Origin of the sequence: Cytobacillus sp. (assembly GCF_032154635.1) — a bacterium.
In the GTDB taxonomy this organism is placed as follows: Bacteria; Bacillota; Bacilli; order Bacillales; family Cytobacillaceae; genus Cytobacillus.
Window position 1 is genome coordinate 80213 of record NZ_JALDXW010000015.1, and the last position, 22924, is coordinate 103136.

At 37.2% G+C, this 22924-nt stretch carries 20 protein-coding genes and 1 other annotated feature; of the genes, 18 read left to right on the forward strand and 2 right to left on the reverse strand.

The window, feature by feature from the left end:
* Window positions 1–49: 49 nt before the first annotated feature.
* The 8 genes from fabF to RUH74_RS12570 all read left to right on the forward strand — a co-directional run bounded on the left by fabF (window position 50) and on the right by RUH74_RS12570 (window position 9329).
* The gene (gene fabF, locus RUH74_RS12535) at window positions 50–1288 is read left to right on the forward strand and encodes a beta-ketoacyl-ACP synthase II (protein ID WP_313800652.1); all 1239 of its coding nucleotides are present in this window, start codon (window positions 50–52) and stop codon (window positions 1286–1288) included.
* A gap of 144 nt (window positions 1289–1432) precedes the next feature.
* Window positions 1433–2239, forward strand: coding sequence for a DUF2268 domain-containing putative Zn-dependent protease (locus tag RUH74_RS12540; RefSeq protein ID WP_313800653.1), 807 nt, complete (start codon window positions 1433–1435; stop codon window positions 2237–2239).
* A 304-nt stretch (window positions 2240–2543) separates the two neighbouring features.
* Entirely contained in the window at window positions 2544–3524 is a 981-nt protein-coding gene (locus tag RUH74_RS12545; RefSeq protein WP_313800654.1) for an ABC transporter ATP-binding protein, read from the forward strand.
* Window positions 3521–4540 carry an ABC transporter ATP-binding protein gene (locus tag RUH74_RS12550; RefSeq protein ID WP_313800655.1) on the forward strand — a complete coding sequence of 340 codons (1020 nt, stop codon included), beginning with the start codon at window positions 3521–3523 and terminating at the stop codon, window positions 4538–4540. The genes RUH74_RS12545 and RUH74_RS12550 overlap by 4 nt, the downstream gene beginning before the upstream one ends.
* A gap of 196 nt (window positions 4541–4736) precedes the next feature.
* Window positions 4737–6407 (forward strand): peptide-binding protein, encoded by a 1671-nt coding sequence (locus tag RUH74_RS12555; RefSeq protein ID WP_313800656.1) that lies wholly within the window; start codon window positions 4737–4739, stop codon window positions 6405–6407.
* Between the two features lie 136 nt (window positions 6408–6543).
* Window positions 6544–7494 (forward strand): ABC transporter permease, encoded by a 951-nt coding sequence (locus RUH74_RS12560; protein WP_313800657.1) that lies wholly within the window; start codon window positions 6544–6546, stop codon window positions 7492–7494.
* 13 nt (window positions 7495–7507) lie between these two features.
* Complete coding sequence (gene opp4C / locus RUH74_RS12565; RefSeq protein WP_313800658.1) at window positions 7508–8422, forward strand: oligopeptide ABC transporter permease; 915 nt, start codon at window positions 7508–7510, stop codon at window positions 8420–8422.
* A 160-nt stretch (window positions 8423–8582) separates the two neighbouring features.
* Window positions 8583–9329 carry a YjbA family protein gene (locus RUH74_RS12570; RefSeq protein ID WP_313800659.1) on the forward strand — a complete coding sequence of 249 codons (747 nt, stop codon included), beginning with the start codon at window positions 8583–8585 and terminating at the stop codon, window positions 9327–9329.
* Window positions 9330–9358: 29 nt separating this feature from the next.
* Here RUH74_RS12570 and trpS read toward each other — a convergent pair whose 3' ends face one another.
* Window positions 9359–10348, reverse strand: coding sequence for a tryptophan--tRNA ligase (trpS, locus tag RUH74_RS12575; RefSeq protein WP_313800660.1), 990 nt, complete (start codon window positions 10346–10348; stop codon window positions 9359–9361).
* A gap of 133 nt (window positions 10349–10481) precedes the next feature.
* Window positions 10482–10697 (reverse strand) — a binding site (T-box leader).
* Between the two features lie 565 nt (window positions 10698–11262).
* Here trpS and RUH74_RS12580 point away from each other — a divergent pair.
* The 5 genes from RUH74_RS12580 (at window position 11263) to RUH74_RS12600 (ending at window position 17185) form a co-directional block, all read left to right on the forward strand.
* Window positions 11263–12909 carry a peptide ABC transporter substrate-binding protein gene (locus RUH74_RS12580; RefSeq protein ID WP_313800661.1) on the forward strand — a complete coding sequence of 549 codons (1647 nt, stop codon included), beginning with the start codon at window positions 11263–11265 and terminating at the stop codon, window positions 12907–12909.
* A gap of 214 nt (window positions 12910–13123) precedes the next feature.
* Window positions 13124–14059, forward strand: a complete 936-nt coding sequence (locus RUH74_RS12585; RefSeq protein ID WP_313800662.1) for an ABC transporter permease — start codon at window positions 13124–13126, stop codon at window positions 14057–14059.
* Window positions 14060–14977: an ABC transporter permease gene (locus tag RUH74_RS12590; RefSeq protein ID WP_396230026.1), complete on the forward strand. Its 918-nt coding sequence runs from the start codon at window positions 14060–14062 to the stop codon at window positions 14975–14977.
* 202 nt (window positions 14978–15179) lie between these two features.
* Complete coding sequence (locus RUH74_RS12595; RefSeq protein ID WP_313800664.1) at window positions 15180–16247, forward strand: ABC transporter ATP-binding protein; 1068 nt, start codon at window positions 15180–15182, stop codon at window positions 16245–16247.
* A 2-nt stretch (window positions 16248–16249) separates the two neighbouring features.
* Window positions 16250–17185: an ABC transporter ATP-binding protein gene (locus RUH74_RS12600; protein ID WP_313800665.1), complete on the forward strand. Its 936-nt coding sequence runs from the start codon at window positions 16250–16252 to the stop codon at window positions 17183–17185.
* 78 nt (window positions 17186–17263) lie between these two features.
* Here the strand turns inward: RUH74_RS12600 and RUH74_RS12605 are convergent, their stop codons facing one another.
* The gene (locus RUH74_RS12605) at window positions 17264–17449 is read right to left on the reverse strand and encodes a hypothetical protein (RefSeq protein ID WP_313800666.1); all 186 of its coding nucleotides are present in this window, start codon (window positions 17447–17449) and stop codon (window positions 17264–17266) included.
* A 187-nt stretch (window positions 17450–17636) separates the two neighbouring features.
* Between RUH74_RS12605 and RUH74_RS12610 the strand changes: the two genes are divergently transcribed.
* The 5 genes from RUH74_RS12610 to RUH74_RS12630 all read left to right on the forward strand — a co-directional run bounded on the left by RUH74_RS12610 (window position 17637) and on the right by RUH74_RS12630 (window position 22901).
* Window positions 17637–18215: a GNAT family N-acetyltransferase gene (locus tag RUH74_RS12610; RefSeq protein WP_313800667.1), complete on the forward strand. Its 579-nt coding sequence runs from the start codon at window positions 17637–17639 to the stop codon at window positions 18213–18215.
* A 337-nt stretch (window positions 18216–18552) separates the two neighbouring features.
* Window positions 18553–18948 (forward strand): transcriptional regulator SpxA, encoded by a 396-nt coding sequence (gene spxA, locus RUH74_RS12615; protein WP_053475258.1) that lies wholly within the window; start codon window positions 18553–18555, stop codon window positions 18946–18948.
* 397 nt (window positions 18949–19345) lie between these two features.
* Window positions 19346–20008 (forward strand): adaptor protein MecA, encoded by a 663-nt coding sequence (gene mecA, locus RUH74_RS12620; RefSeq protein WP_313800668.1) that lies wholly within the window; start codon window positions 19346–19348, stop codon window positions 20006–20008.
* 82 nt (window positions 20009–20090) lie between these two features.
* Entirely contained in the window at window positions 20091–21608 is a 1518-nt protein-coding gene (gene cls / locus RUH74_RS12625) for a cardiolipin synthase (protein WP_313800669.1), read from the forward strand.
* 96 nt (window positions 21609–21704) lie between these two features.
* Window positions 21705–22901: a competence protein CoiA gene (locus tag RUH74_RS12630; protein ID WP_313800670.1), complete on the forward strand. Its 1197-nt coding sequence runs from the start codon at window positions 21705–21707 to the stop codon at window positions 22899–22901.
* The last annotated feature ends 23 nt before the right edge of the window (window positions 22902–22924 follow it).

The window sequence follows — 22924 nt, forward strand, 5'->3', positions numbered from 1 at the left end:
ATACATTTTTGTAAGAAGAACATTTTTTATGTAAAGGAGATTCGAAAAAATGGATAAAAAAAGAGTTGTTGTTACAGGAATTGGCGCTGTGACACCACTTGGGAATGATGTAGATACCACTTGGAAAAACATATTGGCAGGTGTATCTGGAGTGGGGCCATTAACAAGGGTTAACGCGGATGAATATCCTGCTAAGGTTGCTGCTGAGGTAAAAGATTTCAATATTGAGGATTTCATCGAAAAGAAGGATGCTCGAAAGATGGATCGCTTCACTCATTATGCGATTGCCGCTTCCTTGATGGCGGTTAAAGACGCGAATTTGTCCATCAATGATGAAAATGCACATCGAGTGGGGGTATGGATTGGATCTGGCATTGGCGGAATGGAAACATTTGAAAACCAATTCGAAACGTTTCTGAACCGTGGCTATAGAAGAGTTAGTCCGTTCTTTGTTCCAATGATGATTCCAGATATGGCAACCGGTCAAGTATCGATTACTTTAGGAGCCAAAGGATTTAATTCCTGTACTGTAACTGCTTGTGCGACAGGAACGAACTCAATTGGTGATGCTTTTAAGGTCATTCAGCGGGGGGATGCGGTTGCGATGATTACTGGCGGTGCAGAAGCACCAATTACAAGAATGTCAGTAGCAGGCTTCTGTGCAAATACTGCACTTTCTACTAACCCTGATCCAAAGACGGCAAGCCGTCCATTTGATAAAAATCGTGATGGGTTTGTTATCGGTGAGGGAGCCGGAATTGTCGTACTAGAAGAATTAGAGCATGCATTGGCACGAGGAGCCCATATTTATGCTGAAATTGTCGGCTATGGCGCGACTGGTGACGCCTATCATATTACTGCCCCTGCACCAGCTGGAGAAGGTGGAGCAAGAGCGATGAAAATGGCAATTGAAGATGGTGGGTTAAAACCCGAAGAGATCGATTATATAAATGCTCATGGTACAAGCACTGATTATAATGATAAATTCGAAACTTTGGCGATTAAAGAAGTATTTGGTGAACATGCCTATAAGTTGGCAGTAAGCTCAACAAAATCGATGACTGGGCACCTACTTGGTGCAGCTGGCGGAATTGAAGCTATTTTTGCTATCAAAGCAATGGAGGATGGCATACTGCCTCCTACAATTAACTATGAAACACCAGACCCAGAGTGTGACTTAGATTATGTGCCGAACAAATCAAGGAAGAAAGAAATTAAAGCAGTTATAAGCAACTCCTTAGGTTTCGGCGGACATAACGCAACAATTGCTTTTAAAAAATATGAATAATTAAAAAGGCCAAATCACATCGATTTGGCCTTTTTTAGTGTTTTGCAGTAACTATGGAGAATTCATGTTCTCATAAAAAAGGGGAATTTAGTAAACACGGTACCCAAAATAACATAAGCTATATAATAGCGGATATTCTGAAAAATGGCAGGTGAAAACTTTGGGGTAGTTAGAACGGATAAATGGCTGGAAAAGAACTTTGATGATCCAGTGAAAATTTGCCAAGCGTTTATGGAAAGTTTTGGAGAAGAGAAACCGGCTAATATTTATAATTACTTATTGGGCTTTGGTATGTATAGACCGAATCGGCGGACATATGAGGATTATAAAAAATTAATAGAGTTAAAATGCTGGGAAAATGTCGAAAGAATTTTTCGGAAATATAGAAGGGAATGGAACGGGCCGAATGTTCGGGTCTATATCTTTCCGGCTGCAGGAAGTAAAAGTATATTTTATAGGGGAAGGCGAGAAAAATCAGGTGTGGCATTCACGGATAAGCTGTTCCTTTTCATTCCCCCAATAGAAGATGAAAAAGAAATTGAAGCACTGATTGTTCATGAATATCACCATACCTGCAGATTAATCAAGCAGAAAAAGCATGTAAAGGATTTTACTTTATTAGATTCAATTGTGTTGGAAGGACTTGCTGAACATGCAGTAGCTGCCTATTGTGGCGAAAGCTATCGTGCAAAATGGTGTGATTATTATACTAGAAAAGAAATCATCATGTATTGGAAGAAATTTTTACAAAAGAATTTAGACGTAAAAAAACATGAAAAGTTACATGATGAAATTCTCTTTGGCCATAATGGATATCCAAATATGATTGGATATGCAGTTGGGTGTGAGATGATAAACTTGTATAACGAAAAGTATAAACTAGCAGCAAAAGACACATTTACCTTGGATTCTACCCTTTTTTTAACAGTAATGAAACAAGTAAATAATTAATGATCAAGCCAATTAAACCTACTCTATGGCTTGATTTTTTTTGATAAAAAATAGGATTGGAGTCAGATAATAGACTATTCGAATTAACTGGATAATTTATAAAAACGTGAATATTTTAAAAAATTCTTGTATTCGTAATCTTTCTGTAATATTATACTATTAAATAATACTGAAATTCCAATTTGGCGAATATATTGAAATTCTTTACAAATATAGTTTCATATAATTGCTAAATAGCTTCATAAGACATGAATGGCAGCAAACAAATGAAGCAGTAATTTATTTTTGATGGACGGAGGGCATTATGGCAGCATTATTGGAACTTAAAAACTTAAAAACTCACTTTAAGAGAAAGAAAGTAACAATTCCGGCCGTTGATGGTGTTGATTTAAAAATACATAAAGGTGAAACAGTTGCACTTGTTGGCGAATCTGGTTCAGGTAAAAGTATTACCTCTCTATCTATCATGAGGTTAATTCCGAGCCCGCCTGGTGAAATCGTTGATGGGGAAATTCTTTTTAACGGTCAGGATTTAGCAAGACTTTCTGATAACGATATGTGTAAAATCCGCGGAAACGATATTTCGATGATTTTCCAAGAACCAATGACATCACTTAATCCTGTATTGACAGTAGGAGAGCAAATTATTGAAGTTCTAATGTATCATCAAAAAATGACAAAGAGTGCAGCGAGACAGAAAGCAATCGAGATGCTAGAAATGGTAGGTTTTTCTCGTGCAAAAGCACTTATTGATGATTATCCGCACCGTTTATCAGGTGGGATGAGGCAGAGAGTCATGATTGCCATTGCAATGAGCTGCAATCCAAAGCTACTTATTGCTGATGAGCCGACAACAGCATTAGACGTAACAATTCAAGCGCAGATACTTGATTTAATGAAAGAACTAAGTAAAAAATATGACACTTCAATTCTTCTGATTACCCATGATCTGGGTGTTGTTTCAGAAGTGGCTGATCGTGTGGTTGTTATGTATTGTGGTCAGGTAGTGGAAGAAGCTTCGGTGGATGATTTATTTGAGGAGCCCTTGCACCCTTATACAATAGGTTTGATGGGTTCTATTCCATCACTGGACGCGGATTTAGATCGACTTTATTCTATTGAAGGAACGGTTCCTCCACCAGAGCATTTTCCATCTGGATGTAGATTTTCACCGCGCTGTCCACATGCGTTTGATCGATGCAGGAGTGAGGCGCCTGCACTTAGGAAAATTGGATCTCGGTCAGTTCGCTGCTTTTTACATGATGATAAGGAGGCAACGAAATGAACGGAACAGCACCTGAACTAATCAAACAGCCAAATAATAATGACTCAGAATATATATTAGAAGTTAAGGATTTAAAAAAACATTTTCCTATTAAAGCAGGATTTTTACAGCGTACGGTTGGATCAATTAAAGCTGTAGATGGTCTAACATTTAACGTGAGGAAGGGGGAGACAATCGGTTTAGTAGGTGAATCGGGCTGTGGGAAATCGACAGCCGGAAGAACGCTTATTCGATTGTACGAACCAACGAGCGGGGAAATCCTTTTTAAAGGGAAGAATGTTTCAAACATGAGTGAGGGGGAACTTCGCCGAACTGTACGGAAAAATATTCAAATGGTGTTTCAGGATCCTTATGCATCACTAAATCCAAGAAAAACATTGAAATCAATCCTCAGCGAACCAATGATAACTCATAATTTATATAGTCAAAAGGAAAGAAAAGAAAAGTTAGATGAACTATTGGAAAAAGTTGGTTTCAACCCATTGTTTATTAACCGCTATCCCCATGAATTTTCGGGAGGACAAAGACAGAGGATTGGGATCGCACGGGCACTTGCATTAAATCCAGACATGATAATTGCAGATGAGCCTGTTTCAGCTCTCGATGTATCGATTCAGGCACAAATCATTAATTTGATGGAAGACCTGCAAGAGCAATTAGGGTTAACATATGTATTTATCTCGCATGACTTAAGTGTTGTAAAACACATCAGTGATAGAGTTGGCGTGATGTATCTAGGGAAAATCATGGAACTTGCAAACAAAACGGATTTATATGATGAGCCTCTCCATCCATATACACAGGCCCTCATGTCAGCAGTTCCAGTTCCAAAAAAGAAAGGGGTTCAGACAAGGGAAAGAATCATCCTAAAGGGTGATTTGCCAAGCCCAGCGAACCCGCCTCAAGGATGTGTATTCCATACACGCTGCCCTGCGGCAACTCCAATGTGTAGTGAGCAGATACCTGATTTCAAAGAGATTAAGAAGGATCACTTCGTTGCTTGTCACTTATATTAATCATTTTAAGATCATGGTAATTTTCTATTCGTTAACTTCGGAATATTCAAATATTTAATAATGGCTATTAAATGACTTGAGACCTTTTTAGGGGGCAAGCATTTAGTATATAAAACCTTTGAAGGGGGGCGGTATACTACAGTCGTTCTCTTAATAGGATTTTGAAACAAAAATAATAAACCCAGGGGGGAAATGAATGAAAAAGTCGGCATGGTTATTAATTAGCTTAATGCTAGTATTATCAATGTTCCTTGCTGCATGTTCAGGCGGTCAGAAAACAAATGAACCTGCGAAAGAAACAGAAAAAGAGGAAACTCCGTCAGCTGAAGAGGCAGCGAATGATGAGCCACAAGTTGGAGGAGACCTGATTGTTGGATCAACAGGTTCACCAACAATGTTCAATCCACTATATTCAAATGATGCTTCTAGCTCAGATATTGAAGATATGATTTTCGATAGTTTAATGGGTAATGACTTAGAATTCAACCCAGTAACAGATGGCGGATTAGCAGAAACATTTGAAGCGTCTCCGGATGGATTAACATTTACAATTAAAATTGTAGAAAATGCAAAGTTCCATGATGGTGAGCCCCTAGATGCAGATGATGTTGTATTTACATACAACATTCCGTTAAGCCCTGATTATGATGGGATACGGAAATCTTATTTTGAAAATATTGAAAAAGTAGAAAAAATTGATCAGTATACAGTTAAATTTACTTTAAAACAAGTGGATGCACAGTTCCCAGTTGTTAGCCTTGGTTTTGGCATCCTGCCTGAACATATTTTAAAAGATGTTCCGGTTGCTGAGATGGGTGAACACGAATTTAACACAAAAACACCAATCGGTTCTGGCCCATTCAAGTTTGAAGAGTGGAAAGATGGGGAATACGTAAAGGTTGTAGCCAATGATGATTACTGGGATGGCCGTCCATATCTTGATTCTGTAACATACAAAATTGTACCAGATGCGAATGCTGTCATTGCTCAATTACAGGCTGGAGACATCCATTACTTTGCAGGTATCCCACAGCCTGACGTACCAACGGTTGAAAGCTTTGCAGATGCTGCAAACCTTCGTTTAGAATCTGGTTTGGCCCTTTCTTATTCGTTCCTAGGCTTTAACCAGCGCGATCCGAAATTCCAAGACAAGTCAGTTCGTCAAGCCATTACTCATGCAATTGACCGTAAAGCCATTGTTGATAACGTAATGGCAGGACTTGGTGAAGTAGCACATGTACCTGAAAGTCCACTAAGCTGGGCGTATAATCCTGATGTACCAAAGTTTGAATACGATGTAGAAAAAGCGAAGAAAATGTTAGCAGATGCTGGCTGGAAGCCAGGTGCTGACGGCATTCTTGAAAAAGACGGAGAAAGATTCTCTGTTGAAGTAAAAACTAACCAAGGAAACAAAGTACGTGAAGATATTGTTGTCATTCTTCAACAGCAACTAAAAGAAGTCGGGATCGAAATTATCCCACAAATCGTAGAATTTAGCGCATTAATTGCAGATATCGATCCAGGAGTATGGAATTTTGAAGGGATTGTACTTGGCTGGAGCTTAGGTGTTGACCCAGATCCAAGCGGCATTTTCCATACGAAAGAAATTGAAAAAGGTCTAAACTTTACTGGTTACTCAAATCCAGAAATTGATGTTTTAATGGATGCACAGCTTCAAGAGCTAGACAAAGAAAAGCGTAAGGAAATGATTGGAAAGATTCAAGCAGCACTTGCTGAAGATCAGCCATATACATTCCTTTACTATCCAGAAGAATTCCGTGCACTTCCTAAGAACCTACAAGGCTTTGAATTCCATGCGAAAAATCAATATTACAAAATTAGCAAATGGTGGTTAAAGTCCGAATAATAAGGGACTAAATAAAAAAAAGTAAGGGATTGTTTACCCTTCCCTTACTTTTTTATTAAAAATCGAAAATTCTACTGGTTAGTTTTGATAGCCAAGTATTTGAATAAAATGAATAAATTGAGAGGGAGAATAGGCGATGGTCTCATACATTTTTCGGCGAACATTAATGGCTATTCCCTTGTTATTAGGAATTACCATCTTATCCTTTGTGATTATAAAGGCAGCACCTGGTGGACCCGTTTCCATGTTAATGGATCCTACTTTGAAACCATCAGATCGAGAGAAGTTTGAAGAGAAATATGGGTTGAATGATCCTGTACATATTCAATATTTCAAATGGCTCGGCAATATGGTGAAGGGTGATTTTGGCAACTCTTTAATTAAGCGTGGGGTTCCTGTTAGCGAGCTTATTATGAACAGACTACCAAATACTTTATTACTAATGTTAGTATCCACCTTCCTTGCAGCGATAATTGCCATTCCTTTTGGAATATATTCTGCGATGCGACCCTATTCCAAACTCGATTATACAGTAACGGTGGGGTCATTTTTAGGAGTAGCAACACCGAATTTTTGGTTTGGGTTAATGCTAATCATGTTTTTTTCAGTCAATCTTGGCTGGTTCCCGACAGGCGGAGTAGCAACTCTAAATGCGCCGTTTAGTATTTGGGATCGAATTCATCATCTAATCCTTCCCGCAATCGTTTTGGCATTAGCTGATATGGCAGCATTAACTCGATACACAAGGTCATCAATGCTAGATGTGTTAAAGCAGGATTATATCCGTACGGCAATGTCAAAAGGTTTTAAAGAGAAGAAGGTCGTTCTGAAGCATGGTTTAAGAAATGGAATGATTCCGATTGTAACCCTATTTGGACTAATGCTTCCTTCATTTATTGGTGGCGCGGCAATCACTGAAAAAATATTTTCTTGGCCGGGTATTGGTTCACTATTCATTGACTCTGCTTTCCAAAGGGATTATCCAGTTATAATGGCACTTACAGTAGTTTCAGCCATTTTTGTTGTAATTGGAAATTTATTAGCTGATATTTTGTACGCGATATTTGATCCGCGTATTGAATATTAAGGAGGGGTTATTCATGGCACAAAGCAATATAGAAATTTCTCAAGAAGAATTGCAACTCAACCCCAATTTAAAAGAAAAGCCAGATACATTAACTAGAATATTTTTTAGAAAGTTTTTCAAGAACAAGCTTGCAGTTACTGGATCAGTTATTTTGTTTATAATCATTATTTCAGCTGTGTTTGCTCCATTAATTGCGCCTTATAGCTTTGAACAACAGAATCTAATTGACAAGCTCAAGCCGCCTAGCAGTGAATATTGGTTAGGAACCGATCGATATGGAAGGGATATTTTTACTCGACTGCTATACGGTGGACAAATTTCATTGCTTGTAGGATTTGCTTCCGTTGTGGGTGCGTTAATTATTGGTGTTAGTGTTGGTGCACTAGCAGGATATTACGGGGGCATTATTGATGCAATGCTTATGAGATTTGTGGATATTGTTATTTCAATTCCTAGCTTCTTCTTACTAATTACTGTTGTTACAATCTTCAAACCAAGTGTTGGAAATCTAATCCTTATCTTTGCGTTAACAACCTGGACAAACACTGCCCGTTTAGTTAGGGGAGAATTCTTAACACTAAGATCAAGAGAATTTGTCCTTGCATCAAAAACCATTGGGACGAAGGCTTACAAAATTATTTTCAGTCACATTCTTCCGAATGCGATGGGGCCAATCATTGTATCTGCAACTTTACTAATAGGAAATGTAATTTTAGCGGAAGCAGCTTTAAGTTATTTTGGATTGGGGATTCAACCGCCAACACCAAGTTGGGGAAATATGCTTTATGATGCACAAAATTATACAGTTATGTTATCCGCACCATGGTATCCATTTTTTCCAGGATTGCTCATACTATTAACGGTTCTTTCTTTCAACTTCATTGGTGATGGCCTTCGTGATGCATTAGATCCTAAATCGATCGATTAAAAGAAAATGAAAAAGCCTCCTGAAACAAATCATGGAGGCTTTTTTCTTTTGTTCACTAATAAAGAAAACAAGTCAATATCCATTTTCTAATTTAGGAATAATTTTACTTCTGTCTGCCCATACTTAATGACAAATAGTTTGTTGAAGTGGGGGTTATAAGATGTTGTATCTTCATGATGTTTGGGTGAACTGGTTTGAAGGTGAAGAAAACGGCTACAATGTTTGCCACTTTCATGAATGGCGTAAAGATGATGGAGTAGAACTACTTGATCAAGTGCCATTATTAAAAATTGATCCCATTTTATTTAATTATATTGAAAATGATTTGTCAGAGCTGCCTCAACAACTTTTAGATGACATTTATCAAAAAGCCTACTTACGTAAAAATCATGAACGTGTTCAACTGGAATATTGTTTTGTAGTCTCTGATGGTGAAGAAATATTAGCTGTTGATACGATAGGATATAATATTCCAATCCGCAAAAGCAGGTTGATTCCCAGGCAGGAACAGCTTGCCTATGAAATGCTTGAAAATCATGAGGCAATTTCTTATTCCTTCAATGACAATCGAGCATTAAAAGACTTTCACATTCTCTCCCCTTCCCCGGAGCTTATGAGTGGATTGACAAGAAAAGAAAGACAGTTAAAACAATTAATGTTTATGGCGCTTGATCAGTTGTATTCCTCAAAAAATGTTGCTGAAGTACGTTATTGGTATACGGAGTGGAGTCCAGAATGTTATTCTGAAATTCAACAAATGGACTTTGAGGAGGCTTGGTTACATTTATTTGAACAAAGTAAGTACGGATGGACAAGCAAGCATGAACAATTTTGTGAAAACCTAATAAAAGGACAGCCGTTTTTTGAGAAGCTATGGGAAATGGAACATGGACCGAAAGTAAATTAAAAGGAGCTACAGTTAGCTCCTTTTTACTTTTATCTTCTTTTTCTCCCTAACCCCATTGCATTTTCCATTTTTTTCAGCATTTTATTTGCGACCGCCTGTGCTTTTTCAGCCCCTCGGTCAAGGATTTCATCAAGCTCTCTTGATTGCATTAGCTCTGTATATTTTTCTTGGATTGGCTTAATTTCATTTATAACCACTTCTGCTAAATCAGCTTTAAAATCTCCATACCCTTTACCTACATACATCTTTTCAATTTCACTGATCTCTTTTCCTGAGAAAATTGAATAAATAGAAAGAAGATTAGAAACTCCTGGTTTATTTTCTTTATCGTATTTGACAATGCCTTCCGAATCGGTAACGGCACTTTTAATTTTTTTCTCAATTTGTTTTAGATCATCCAGCAGCCGAATCGATGCTTTCGTATTTGGATCAGATTTGCTCATTTTCTTTGTAGGTTCTTGCAGGGACATGATCCGAGCACCTACTTTTGGAATGCGGACATCAGGAATTGTAAAAATATCATTATATTTTTTATTAAATCTTTCTGCTAAATCACGTGTTAATTCGATATGCTGCTTTTGATCTTCGCCAACAGGCACGAGATCTGTACTATATAACAAAATATCTGCAACCATTAATGGCGGATATGTTAAAAGAGCTGCTGAAACAGCATCTTTGCCGGCAGATTTATCTTTAAACTGAGTCATTCTTTCTAGCTCACCGATATACGAAATGCATTGCATCATCCATCCCGCTTGAGCATGGGCAGGGACCTCGGATTGAATGAAAAGGGTTGCCTTTTCAGGATCAATCCCAACTGCTAAATAAAGTGCAGCAAGGCTGCGAATATTTTTTCTCAATTCTAATTTGTCCTGCGGAACGGTGATTGCATGCTGGTCGACAATACAAAAATAACAATTATATTCATTTTGTAATTCAACGAATTGCTTTAAGGCACCAATATAATTACCAAGTGTAATCGTTCCGCTTGGCTGGATGCCAGAAAAAATAGTTTTCATGATTTTTCCTCCTTATCATTGGCAATGATTAAAAATGTATAATCGAATATTGGGTATAACGGGATTATTTCTACATATAAGATGAACAAGATATAAAGAAAATAAACACAAAAAAGACCATTCATCCCCCAAAAATAGGGACGAATGGTCCGCGTTGCCACCCTAATTACTCATAAATCTGAGCCACTCTGTACCATGTTATGATATACATGGAATCCTCTGTAACGTGAGGGAACGTCTTTAACGAAGGCTCAAAAGTCCATTCGATTTACTTGGTTACTTGTTTGCACCAACCACAAGTTCTCTTGAAACCAAAAATAAATGTACTACTCTTTATCATTGCCATTGCTTTTATTATATTAAATGTAATATTATAGTAAATGGGTATCAAAATCAAGATTTTCATCAAAAAATATCACAAAAATCGATCGTTTTTTTATAAATTATTATTCGGAAATATGCAAAAAAACTCGAATAATGACGAATCTAAAAAATTTTTTTGGTCTGTCAAACACTTATTAAATAAGTATTTTTAGAAAAACGGGATTGCTAGATTGATATATAACAGATAAAACCTACTTGCAATAAATTTTTAAACTATTTATAATAAACCTAACAAACGAATTCTTTACGAAATTGTTACAAATTTTACGAAAATATAACATGTCGAAAATTAAGGAATTTATTATAGTAGAATAAGAGTAAGGAACCAACAAGTTCTATGATGTTTTCAAAATATTCTTACTAACTTGATAGATTGGACTTGCTTTTTGAATTACTAGCAGATAGTCTGCTATATTTTTTCACTCTGAATTTACAGACTATTTAAGTAATATACCTGGAGCGTACAGTTGTATTTCGTAGAAAAAAGTTGTAGAGAACGTTTGGGTAAATATATATAGGGGGTTTCATCCGTGAAGAAAAGACTATCGATCTTTTTTAGTATGTTGCTAGTTCTTAGCATGTTCCTTGCGGCTTGTGGCGGCAAAGACAATGCGGACGGCGGCGAAAAGGGCGGCGACAAAGATTCTGGTAAATCTAATGTTCCGCAAGAATTAAGTGTTAATATCAACACTGAACCACCTTCTTTACACCCAGGATTAGCGAAAGATGCTACTTCCGGTACGGTTCTTCGTCAAACATTCGAAGGATTAACACGTATTGGTGAAGATGGACAACCTCATGAAGCAGCAGCAGAAAAAATTGACATTTCCGATGACCAAACAGTTTACACGTTCACTCTACGTGATGCTACATGGTCAAATGGTGACCCTGTAACTGCAAAAGATTTTGAATATGCTTGGAAATGGGCTTTAGATCCTAACAACCAATCTGAGTATGCATATCAGCTGTACTATATTAAAGGTGCAGAAGAAGCAAACCTTAACGGTGGATCACTTGATGATGTAGGTGTTGTTGCAAAAGATGACAAAACATTAGAAGTTACATTAGCAAATCCAACGCCATTCTTCTTAGAATTAACAGCATTCTATACTTACTTACCAATCAACAGCAAAATTGCTGAAGCAAACCCTGATTGGGCTAATGATGCTGGCGAAGATTATACGTCTAACGGTCCTTTCGTTATGACTGAATGGTCTCACAGCGACAAGATTCTTCTTGAAAAGAATGAAAAATATTGGGATGCAGACACTGTTAAATTAACCAATATTGAAATGATTATGATTAACGATCCAAACACTGAATTATCTATGTTTGATAATGGCGAGCTTGATTGGGCTGGATCTCCAACTGGTGCACTGCCAACAGATGCAATGCAGGCGCTTAAAGATGAAGGTCGCTTAGTTACTAAATCAATTGCTGGTATCTACAACTATAAGTTCAATACAACTGAAGGTCCAACAGCTAACGTAAATATTCGTAAAGCTTTGGCACATGCCATCAACCGTCAAGAATTAATTGACAACATTTTACAAGGTGAGCAACTACCGGCTATGGGTATCGTACCACCGACAATGTTCCCTGAAAATGAAAAGGGTTATTTCCCTGATAATGATGTTGAAACTGCAAAAGAATTTTTACAAAAAGGTTTAGAAGAGCTTGGCTACAAGGATCCTTCTGAACTTCCAGCTATCGTGCTGTCTTACAACACTTCTGAAGCACATCAAAAGATTGCTCAAGCAATCCAAGATATGTGGAAGAATAACCTTGGTATTGAAGTAACTCTTGAAAACCAAGAGTGGGCTGTTTACCTGGATAAAGTACATTCATTAGATTATCAAGTAGCTCGTATGGGCTGGTTAGGTGACTTTAATGATGCAATTAACTTCCTAGAAATGTACCGTGACGCTAAAGGCGGCAACAACGATACAGGTTGGGAAAGCAAAGAATTCCAAGAGTTACTTGCTAAATCTGCAACTGAAGGCGATCATGACGCTCGTCAACAAATGTTAAAAGATGCTGAAGCAGTATTCATGGAAGATATGCCAGTATTGCCTATCTACTTCTATACAAACAACTGGGTTCAAGCTGATAACTTAAAGGGTGTAGTTGTTTCTGGTCTTGGTGATGTTCAATACAAATGGGCACATTTTGAATAAAAATAGCTAATAAACGAAAGGTATATGGGATACTAATGACCCGTATACCTTCGTTTCGGCTTTAGAGAAACTGTCTAGCTATGAGCAGCAGCGGCTACTTTGCATAAGCTAATTCCTTTCCAAAGGAAAGTACACCTTTTGTAAGGAATTGACTTATGCATGTTGCTAATGTTGATGCTCAATGCTTTTCGTATTAAATTGGAGGTGTTTGACAATGGCCAAATATATTGGAAAGCGCTTACTGTACATGCTCATCTCATTATGGCTGATCATTACAGCTACGTTTTTCTTCATGCGCATTGCACCGGGAAACCCATTTACATCTGAGAAACAGCTGCCTCCCGAAATTGAAGCGAATCTAAATGCTCACTATGGCTTAGACAAGCCTTGGTACGCTCAATACGGGGATTATTTATTAAAGGTAGTTAAATGGGATTTTGGTCCATCATTTAAGTACAAAAGCCAAACGGTTAATGATTTAATTAGTGAAGGATTTCCAGTATCATTCATTCTTGGTATGGAAGCAATCTTTCTAGCAGTTGCAATTGGTCTTATATTAGGGATTATTGCTGCATTAAAGCATAATAAATGGCAGGATTACACGGCAATGATAATTGCGGTGGCGGGTATATCCGTTCCATCCTTTATTATGGCAACCTTTTTACAATACTTTCTTGCGATTAAAATGGGGGTATTCCCAGTAGCACGATTTGAAACATTTATGCATACCGTTCTGCCAGCTCTGGCATTAGCTTCAACACCGATGGCATTTATTGCACGATTAACCCGTTCAAGCATGCTAGAAGTAATGAGCAATGATTATATTAAAACAGCGAAGGCGAAAGGTCTTAGCCGAGGGGTTATTACTGTAAAGCATGCGATTCGTAACGCGCTTTTACCTGTTGTAACCTATATGGGACCGTTAACCGCAGGGATTTTAACGGGAAGCTTCGTTATTGAAAGAATCTTTGGTATCCCTGGCTTGGGTGCTCACTTTGTAACAAGTATTACTAACCGTGATTATACGGTTATTATGGGTGTGACAGTGTTCTATAGTATTATATTGCTCGCATCGATTCTCCTTGTTGATATAGCGTATGGAATTATCGACCCGCGCATCAAACTTGCTGGTGGGAAGAAAGGAGAGTAAATTATGCAGATTTCGAAAGATAAATTTCAACTAGTTGGCACAAAAGTTTCTGAAGCTGAGAAGATTTCCAAACCAAGTCTTTCGTTCTGGAAAGACGTATTTATCCGATTCCGAAAAAACAAGCTTGCTATGTTCGGATTGATATTATTAGGAATATTAATCTTTATGGCAATCTTTGGACCATATATGACTGAATATGATTATCGAACAAATGATTTAACAAATAAAAACCAAGCACCATCTTCTGAACATTGGTTTGGTACTGATGACCTTGGGCGTGACGTTTTTGCACGTACATGGGAAGGTGCAAGAATCTCGATCTTTATCGGGGTTGCTGCGGCATTGATTGACTTATTCATCGGTGTATTATGGGGAGGTATTTCCGGCTATAAAGGCGGACGTACTGACGAAATGATGATGCGTTTTGCGGACGTACTGTATGGAGTTCCTTACCTTCTATTAGTTATCCTATTAATGGTCGTACTTGGTCAAGGATTAGGAACAATGATTCTTGCTATGACGATTACCGGCTGGATCAACATGGCCCGGATTGTCCGTGGGCAAGTATTATCATTAAAGAGTCAAGAATATGTACTAGCAGCAAAAACACTAGGTGCAAATACGAGCCGTATAATGGCCAAACATTTAATTCCAAACTCGATGGCACCAATTCTTGTTACAATGACATTAACAATTCCAAATGCGATCTTCACAGAAGCATTCTTAAGTTTCATCGGGCTAGGTTTAACACCTCCTCTTGCCAGCTGGGGAACAATGGCAAATGATGGGCTGCCTGCAATCCGATATTATCCATGGCGTCTATTTTTCCCTGCTATCTTTATCAGTTTAACGATTTTTGCGTTTAATGTTGTTGGAGATGGCTTACGTGACGCACTAGACCCAAGACTTCGCAAATAATTTGTAATGCGAAAGGCGGCTTGCTTTATCGAGGAAGGCGCACGACGAATGCCACGTCTAGTGGCAACGTCTGCAGGACCCACTTTTTGTGGGCTATATACTTTAGGTGAACCTGGAATGAAGATGTTTTGCAGCCTTCTTGACAGATTGACTTAAGACCTCGAGACCCCTAGACGCCGTAGCTAGACAAGGGAGTGAGAATATGGAAAAGATACTTGAGGTAAAAGATTTAGAAGTCTCATTCCAAACGTATGGAGGATCAGTAAAAGCGGTTCGTGGTGTAAGCTTTGACCTTCATAAAGGAGAGACACTTGCCATTGTTGGTGAATCAGGGTCTGGAAAGAGCGTGACCTCCCAGACAATTATGAAATTAATACCAATGCCGCCTGGCAAAATTACAGGTGGTCAAATTCTCTTTAATGGAGACGATATTGTTCCTAAAACAGAAAAACAAATGGAAAAAATCCGCGGAAAAGAAATTAGCATGATCTTCCAAGATCCTATGACTTCTTTGAATCCAACAATGAAAATAGGAACGCAGATTATGGAAGGCTTAATAAAGCATCAAAATATGTCTAAACAAGCAGCGAAAACACGTGCAGTGGAACTGCTGAACCTTGTTGGGATACCAATGCCTGAAAGACGTGTTAATCAATACCCGCATGAATTTTCGGGCGGGATGAGACAGCGTGCAATGATTGCGATTGCGCTTGCAGCAAATCCTAAGCTATTAATTGCCGATGAACCAACAACTGCATTGGATGTTACGATTCAAGCACAAATACTGGATTTAATGAAGGATCTTCAAAGCAAGATGGATACATCGATTATCTTCATTACCCATGACCTTGGTGTCGTTGCAAACGTTGCCGACCGTGTAGCGGTTATGTATGCTGGCCAAATTGTTGAAATGGGTACGGTTGATGAGATTTTCTATGATCCTCGTCATCCTTACACATGGGGATTATTAGCCTCCATGCCTAGTTTAGATAATGATAATAAGGCAGATCTTGCAGCGATTCCTGGTACACCGCCAGATTTAACAAATCCTCCGAAGGGTGATGCGTTTGCAGCAAGAAATCAATATGCTCTAGCAATTGATTTTGAAGAAGAACCGCCTATGTACCAAATCTCTGAAACTCATTTTGCAAAAACATGGCTTCTTCATCCAGATGCACCAAAGGTTGAGCCACCAGATGCTGTGAAGAAGCGGATGCGTCAATTATCCTCTACATTTGATCAAGCGGTCATTGTGAAGGAGGGAAAATAATCATGGCTGAAAAATTAGTAGAAATTAAGAATTTAAAACAGCATTTCAATGTTGGAAAAGGAAATATGGTAAAAGCCGTTGATGGAATTACTTTTGATATTTATAAAGGTGAAACACTTGGTCTTGTAGGTGAGTCAGGATGCGGAAAATCTACAACTGGCCGTACGATTATTCGCCTTTATGATGCAACGGATGGGCAAGTTCTTTTCAATGGTGAAGACGTACATGGAAAGAAATCAGCGAAGGAACTGAAAAAGTTTAACCGTAAAATGCAAATGATCTTCCAAGATCCTTATGCATCTCTAAATCCGAGAATGACGGTTGCTGATATCATTGCTGAGGGCATTGATATTCATGGACTGGCAAAAGATAGAAAAGATCGAATGGGAAAGGTATATGAGCTGTTAGAAACAGTTGGTTTAAATAAGGAACATGCCAACCGCTATCCGCATGAGTTTTCAGGCGGTCAAAGACAGCGTATTGGGATTGCGCGTGCACTCGCTGTTGACCCAGATTTTATCATTGCTGATGAGCCAATCTCAGCACTTGACGTTTCCATTCAGGCACAAGTAGTAAACTTGATGAAAAAGCTTCAGCGTGAAAAGGGTTTAACATATTTATTCATTGCCCATGACCTTTCAATGGTTAAGTATATAAGTGATCGTATTGGTGTTATGTATTTCGGAAAGTTAGTCGAGCTGGCTACTGCTGAAGATTTATATAACAATCCAATGCACCCATATACACAGTCATTATTATCTGCAATTCCGCTTCCAGATCCAGACACAGAACGCACACGTAAACGTGTATCATATGATCCGAAAGTTCATAATTATAGTGACAGTGAACAACTTGAAATGCGCGAAATTGTACCAGGTCATTATGTTTATTGTTCTGAGAAAGAAGCCCAAGCCTATAAAGCGCAATATGTAAAATAAAAGAAACGATCTCTTAAATGAGATCGTTTTATTTTTGAAGAAAAGAGATGCTTACTGACGTTAGCATCTCCAAGAATTTTATTTCTTTTTTCCACCGACTAGCTTCCAGCCAGACTGTATTTTTATCGATTGATCAACAAATACAGACCCCTTTTTACCGCTGAAGAGCTTCTCACCAATTCCGTTAGTTAGAACACCTAGTGTAGCCGTGAATCCAATAATAAGTAGAGCAACAACTGCTAAATCGAATATGTATCCTCCCATGATAAACCCCCATCATTCTATTTTACAGCAAGACTCTGGACTAAGATTGTATAACCTCTATTCTTATTGTAGTAGAAGTTCTCAAGTATTTAAAGGGAAAAAATAGTGAATCACCTATTTGATTATGAATTTTTCGTATGTTAAATTATTAAGATGTAATTTACTTGCAGAATAGGAGGGAACACACTTGAATTGGTATGAAAAGCTGAATCAATATTTTCCTGTAGAGGAAATGAAATCAAAAGAGCATATGGAGACACTTTTAAAGGAACGTTCTGACATGTATCATAAGGATGAAGGACCGTTTCATGTGCTCATGTATGCGGAACTTGATAATTTTGTATTCATCGACTATTTATATGTTTCTAAAGAGTCCCGTGGGCAGGGATTGGGGCATAAGCTAATAGATAAACTCAAGAAAAAGCAAAAACCAATTATTTTGGAAGTAGAGCCAGTTGATTATGAGGATACAGATACGGAAAAAAGGCTGCGCTTTTACAAAAGGGAAGGGTTTGAACATGCAAGTTCTATTGGGTACAGAAGACGTTCACTCGCTACAAATGAAATCAATGAAATGGAAATTCTATATTGGGCACCTAATAATGAAAGTGAAGAACTAGTCTTTAGTGCCATGCAAAAAACATATGAAATGATCCATACGTATCGTGATTCTTATTTTTATGGAGAATCCTATCAGCCTGTGGATGAAGTGCTGACTTTCGATGATGACAAAAATACAAATAATAATATATTAGATGAAATCTAAGCTTCTTTCACAGCTATTCAATTGAATAGCTGTGATTTCATTTTTTTACTGTATTTAAGAAAGAAAAAAATTTATAAAAAAAATGAAACTTTTCATCTCTTCATTCGTCTTATATTATAGGTTTACAAAATGAACATTTGATTCATTATAATGGGACAGCTTCTCGCTAATTGAAAAACATATACCAAATTCGATGGATTTAGTGTATAATACTTAATATAAATTACTAATTTAAAGTAATTTTAATTTAAGATTAGCTCGTATGTTCATTAATAAACAAACCAAATTCTATATATTGCGATTTTAAATGTCAATAATAAAGGAGTGAAATTGTAAAATGGTCACATTATACACTTCACCAAGTTGTACATCTTGCAGAAAAGCAAAATCATGGCTGGAAGAGCATGATATCCCTTATAAAGAAAGAAATATTTTTTCGGAACCACTTTCAATCGAGGAAATTAAAGAAATTCTCCGTATGACTGAAGATGGAACAGATGAAATCATTTCAACACGTTCAAAAATATTTCAAAAACTTGATGTAAACTTAGAGGCAATGCCACTGCAAAATCTTTTTGAGTTAATCAAGGAAAATCCAGGTTTGCTTCGTCGACCAATTATTCTCGATGAAAAACGATTGCAGGTTGGATATAATGAGGATGAAATTAGACGATTCCTTCCAAGAAAAGTTCGTACTTTCCAGCTTCGTGAAGCACAGCGCTTAGTTAATTAATCATAATATGACTTCGCATAATCTAGAAAGATTGTTAATCCTTTTGTAATAAGGAGTACTTTCTTTTCAGCATAAAATAGGCCTTCTTTCTGCGGATGGAAGGTCTTTTTATATTATATAAGCTGTTAAGTTTGTGAAAGGGCTGAAACTTTGATAAAATACAAGAAATTATATGGGCATTTAATGGTTTTTATAAAGTTGTGACATTTTCATTCCCTTTATGCTCTTTTTATCATAAAATAAATGTACAAGGTGCAATATCAATTACCTTCATTGATAAAGGGATAACTGTATATAGGTATGAGAATTACACAAACGTATATATGGGGGAATATTCCCTTCAAATGCTTCTCCTTAAATAGAGGCAGTAATAATTTCCAGAAGGGAGAGTTGCAATATGGAAATCGAACGTATTAACGATCATACAGTCAAATTTTATATTTCATACGTTGATATAGAAGAAAGAGGCTTTGAACGCGATGAGATATGGTATAATCGTGAACGAAGCGAAGAGCTTTTCTGGGAAATGATGGATGAAGTTCATCAGGAAGAAGAATTTTCTGTTGAAGGTCCGCTGTGGATTCAAGTTCAAGCATTGGATAAAGGCTTAGAAATTTTAGTTACAAAGGCGCAGCTATCTAAGGATGGCCAAAAATTAGAGCTCCCGGTACCTGAAGAAAAGTTCAATCATCTCCCAGTAGATGAGCGTATTGAAGATCTTCTGGACCAGCATTTTAACCCGAATGCTGAAGAAAGTGAATTAGACTACGAAGAGAACTTAGACTTTCTTCTAACGTTTGCCGACTTTGAGGATCTAATCTCCCTTTCCAAACGTGGAGGACTAGATGATATTCCTACAAAATTATACTCTTTCAAAGACAAATATTATTTATTTGTTGAATTCCCTGAAGAGGAATTTGAAGAGGAAGATATTGATAATTTATTATCCATTCTATTGGAATATGGTCTTGAAACCCAGAAAACGATTCATTTAATTGAAGAGTACGGGAAACTCATCATGGGTGAAAATGTTTTTGAACAAATAAGAAAGTATTTTTAAATAGAAAAGCCGATTTCAACTATGAAATCGGGTTTTTTTACGAAATTAGAGAAAAAATGAATTGTTGATAGTAGGTGCAAAGGTGAAAAATACTGTAAGAATAGGCTTATTTATCAGCCTTTTAGTTGGATTTATTTTTATATATGAATACTATGTAGATCCAGCAGGCGGATATTTAGGGTATATTAGTTTATTAACGTCGATGTCAGTTATTTTTATAGCTTTCGTCATCTTCCTTGAAAATCGCCATCCGTCTCAAACATTAACCTGGTTAGTTGTTTTAGGCAGTTTTCCTTTAGTTGGATTTATCTTTTATCTATTATTTGGACGAAATTATAAAAAAGAGAAGATGTTTAGACGGAAATATATTCTTGATAAGCAGGCATTTTTACGATTTGAAGGGGAAAATGATCCTGTTAATGAAGAGAAAATCAAGCAAATGGCAGATCATCAGCGGAAATTGTTTTATCTAGCACAGAACTTAGGTCATAGTCCGATTTCATTCGCAACCCAAACAAAAGTGCTTACAAATGGGGATGAAACGTTTAAAGAAATATTGACGTCCTTAAAGGAAGCGACACATCATATCCATTTGGAATACTATATCGTCCGCCATGATGAAATTGGCCAAGAAATTAAAGAAATTCTCATCCAAAAAGCAAAGGAAGGGATAAAGGTAAGATTCCTATTTGATGCCGTCGGGTCATGGCAATTATCGAAAAAATATATTGCAGAGCTTAGGCAAGCTGGAGTCGAGATCATTCCATTTGGCCCTGTTCGATTGCCCTTCCTAAATAGTAAGATTAATTTCCGTAATCATCGTAAAATTATCGTGATTGATGGGAGTAAAGGCTTCGTTGGGGGGCTGAATATTGGGGACGAATATTTAGGGCGTGTTGAGAGTTTTGGTTTCTGGCGAGACACCCATATGATGTTGAAAGGGGAAGCTGTCAGAAGTCTGCAGTTAATTTTTCTGCAAGATTGGTATTATATGACGAATCAAAATATATTATCTGCCGACTATTTATCACCTGTACTTGAAGAAAATATTCATGGCGGAGTTCAATTAATTGCGGGTGGTCCAGACAATGAATGGAGTGTCATCAAGAACATCTTTTTTTCCATGATAACATCCGCTGAAAAATCAGTGTGGATTGCCTCTCCATATTTTATCCCTGATGAAGACATATCATCTGCTTTAAAGGTAGCTGCTCTAAGTGGAATTGATGTTCGCTTGCTAATGCCTCAAAGGCCGGATAAGAAAATTGTATTCTATGCCTCAAGATCATATTTTCCAGAGCTGCTAGAGGCCGGTGTGAAAATATATGAGTATAAAAAAGGCTTTATGCATAGCAAAATTGTCATCGTCGATGAGGAATTGGCATCCATTGGTACATCGAATATGGATATGAGAAGTTTTCATTTAAACTTTGAGGTAAATGCGTTCTTATATCGAACAAGAAGTACCCAAAAGCTTGTAAAAGAATATATCAACGACCTCAAAAATTCAAGAAAAATTGATATTAGCAAATTTAAGAAAAGACATATTGGGTATCGTATGATTGAATCAACCTCAAGATTGTTATCTCCGTTTTTATAGAAACTAGTCCTGATTAGACTAGTTTTTTTTATATTTAAAAGGTATTTGTCATTTCCTGACGAAATATTGAAGTAATAAATGAAAGGAGATGATATTTTGCTTGTTTCAAAAATGAGAAATGGCGAATGGGTCAGCCTCGCCGAGGGCCAAAACCAAGAAATGTTAAAGAAATTAAGAAGAAAGGAGCTTTTCTTTTGCCCGGAATGTGGCGAAGAGGTGATTTTAAAAATCGGTTCAAAAAGAATTTCCCATTTTGCTCATAAAGCAGGTAGTGTATGTGCTGACAGCTATGAGAGAGAATCTGACTACCATTTAAGAGGGAAAATTCTTTTGTATAAATGGTTGAATTCACTTGGTTTGAAGCCGATTCTTGAACCTTACTATCGAGAGATTTCACAACGGCCAGATATCAGTTTTATTTATAAAGGGATCCATTTTGCCTTTGAATACCAATGTTCAGTTATTCCAGAAGAATTATTTATGAAAAGGACAAACAATTATTTTCAAGCCAATATTACCCCGATCTGGATCATGGCAGGGAAAAATATAAAACGAAAAGGAAGTAGTAAAGCAGCATTATCTAGTTTCGATTATTTATTTCTCTCTAAATCTTCCTCAAAGCACTGGCATATTCCTTCCTTCTGTCCTATTACAAACACCTTCATCACCTTACATTCCATTCTTCCTGTTACTGTAAAAAATGTCATTTCGAAATATTCGATGGTCCCTATTGAAAAGGCACAATTAACTGATTTATTGAATCCAAGTTGGAAACACCCAGTAAATCTAAAAGACTGGCAGAACGAGATTAAAAAGGAAAAAAATATGAGCTCCCTATATGGAACCCCCCAGAATAAATTTCTCCAGGATTTATACCAGCATTCCCTCATTCCATCCCTTTTACCACCTGAAATCGGCCTGCCTGTTTCCAGTGCACCTTTTATTGAAACATCTGTCCTGAAATGGCAAAGCTATTTATTAATCGATGTTTTTCACCATCAGCGACCATTTTCAATGGAAGAAATTGTTCATGCTTTTAGAAAAAGACTGCAAAAAGGAGATGTTAAAATTAGAAGACTTCCTTTAGTAATAGAAGGGAATGGATTAGCTGCGGTTAAAGAGTATATTCAGCTGCTGGTTAAAGTAAATTATTTAAAGAAGGTTGACCAAAATATTTTTCAGTTAGTAAGGAAGCATAATGCTGAGAATTATGCGGAGCAGGAAAAGATGGTGAAGGATTTTTATCATAAATATGGAAAAATAATTTGCAATAGCTTAAATAAGGTACAATAATGGAAAGCTCCTTTTTTGAGTAC

What these genes read in the sequence shown, in the direction of transcription:
- fabF (WP_313800652.1), top strand. Translation starts at nt 50, where the DNA reads ATGGATAAAAAAAGAGTTGTTGTTACAGGAATTGGCGCTGTGACACCA.
- RUH74_RS12540 (WP_313800653.1), top strand. Translation starts at nt 1,433, where the DNA reads ATGGCAGGTGAAAACTTTGGGGTAGTTAGAACGGATAAATGGCTGGAA.
- RUH74_RS12545 (WP_313800654.1), top strand. Translation starts at nt 2,544, where the DNA reads ATGGCAGCATTATTGGAACTTAAAAACTTAAAAACTCACTTTAAGAGA.
- RUH74_RS12550 (WP_313800655.1), top strand. Translation starts at nt 3,521, where the DNA reads ATGAACGGAACAGCACCTGAACTAATCAAACAGCCAAATAATAATGAC.
- RUH74_RS12555 (WP_313800656.1), top strand. Translation starts at nt 4,737, where the DNA reads ATGAAAAAGTCGGCATGGTTATTAATTAGCTTAATGCTAGTATTATCA.
- RUH74_RS12560 (WP_313800657.1), top strand. Translation starts at nt 6,544, where the DNA reads ATGGTCTCATACATTTTTCGGCGAACATTAATGGCTATTCCCTTGTTA.
- opp4C (WP_313800658.1), top strand. Translation starts at nt 7,508, where the DNA reads ATGGCACAAAGCAATATAGAAATTTCTCAAGAAGAATTGCAACTCAAC.
- RUH74_RS12570 (WP_313800659.1), top strand. Translation starts at nt 8,583, where the DNA reads ATGTTGTATCTTCATGATGTTTGGGTGAACTGGTTTGAAGGTGAAGAA.
- trpS (WP_313800660.1), bottom strand. Translation starts at nt 10,348, where the DNA reads ATGAAAACTATTTTTTCTGGCATCCAGCCAAGCGGAACGATTACACTT.
- RUH74_RS12585 (WP_313800662.1), top strand. Translation starts at nt 13,124, where the DNA reads ATGGCCAAATATATTGGAAAGCGCTTACTGTACATGCTCATCTCATTA.
- RUH74_RS12595 (WP_313800664.1), top strand. Translation starts at nt 15,180, where the DNA reads ATGGAAAAGATACTTGAGGTAAAAGATTTAGAAGTCTCATTCCAAACG.
- RUH74_RS12600 (WP_313800665.1), top strand. Translation starts at nt 16,250, where the DNA reads ATGGCTGAAAAATTAGTAGAAATTAAGAATTTAAAACAGCATTTCAAT.
- RUH74_RS12605 (WP_313800666.1), bottom strand. Translation starts at nt 17,449, where the DNA reads ATGGGAGGATACATATTCGATTTAGCAGTTGTTGCTCTACTTATTATT.
- spxA (WP_053475258.1), top strand. Translation starts at nt 18,553, where the DNA reads ATGGTCACATTATACACTTCACCAAGTTGTACATCTTGCAGAAAAGCA.
- mecA (WP_313800668.1), top strand. Translation starts at nt 19,346, where the DNA reads ATGGAAATCGAACGTATTAACGATCATACAGTCAAATTTTATATTTCA.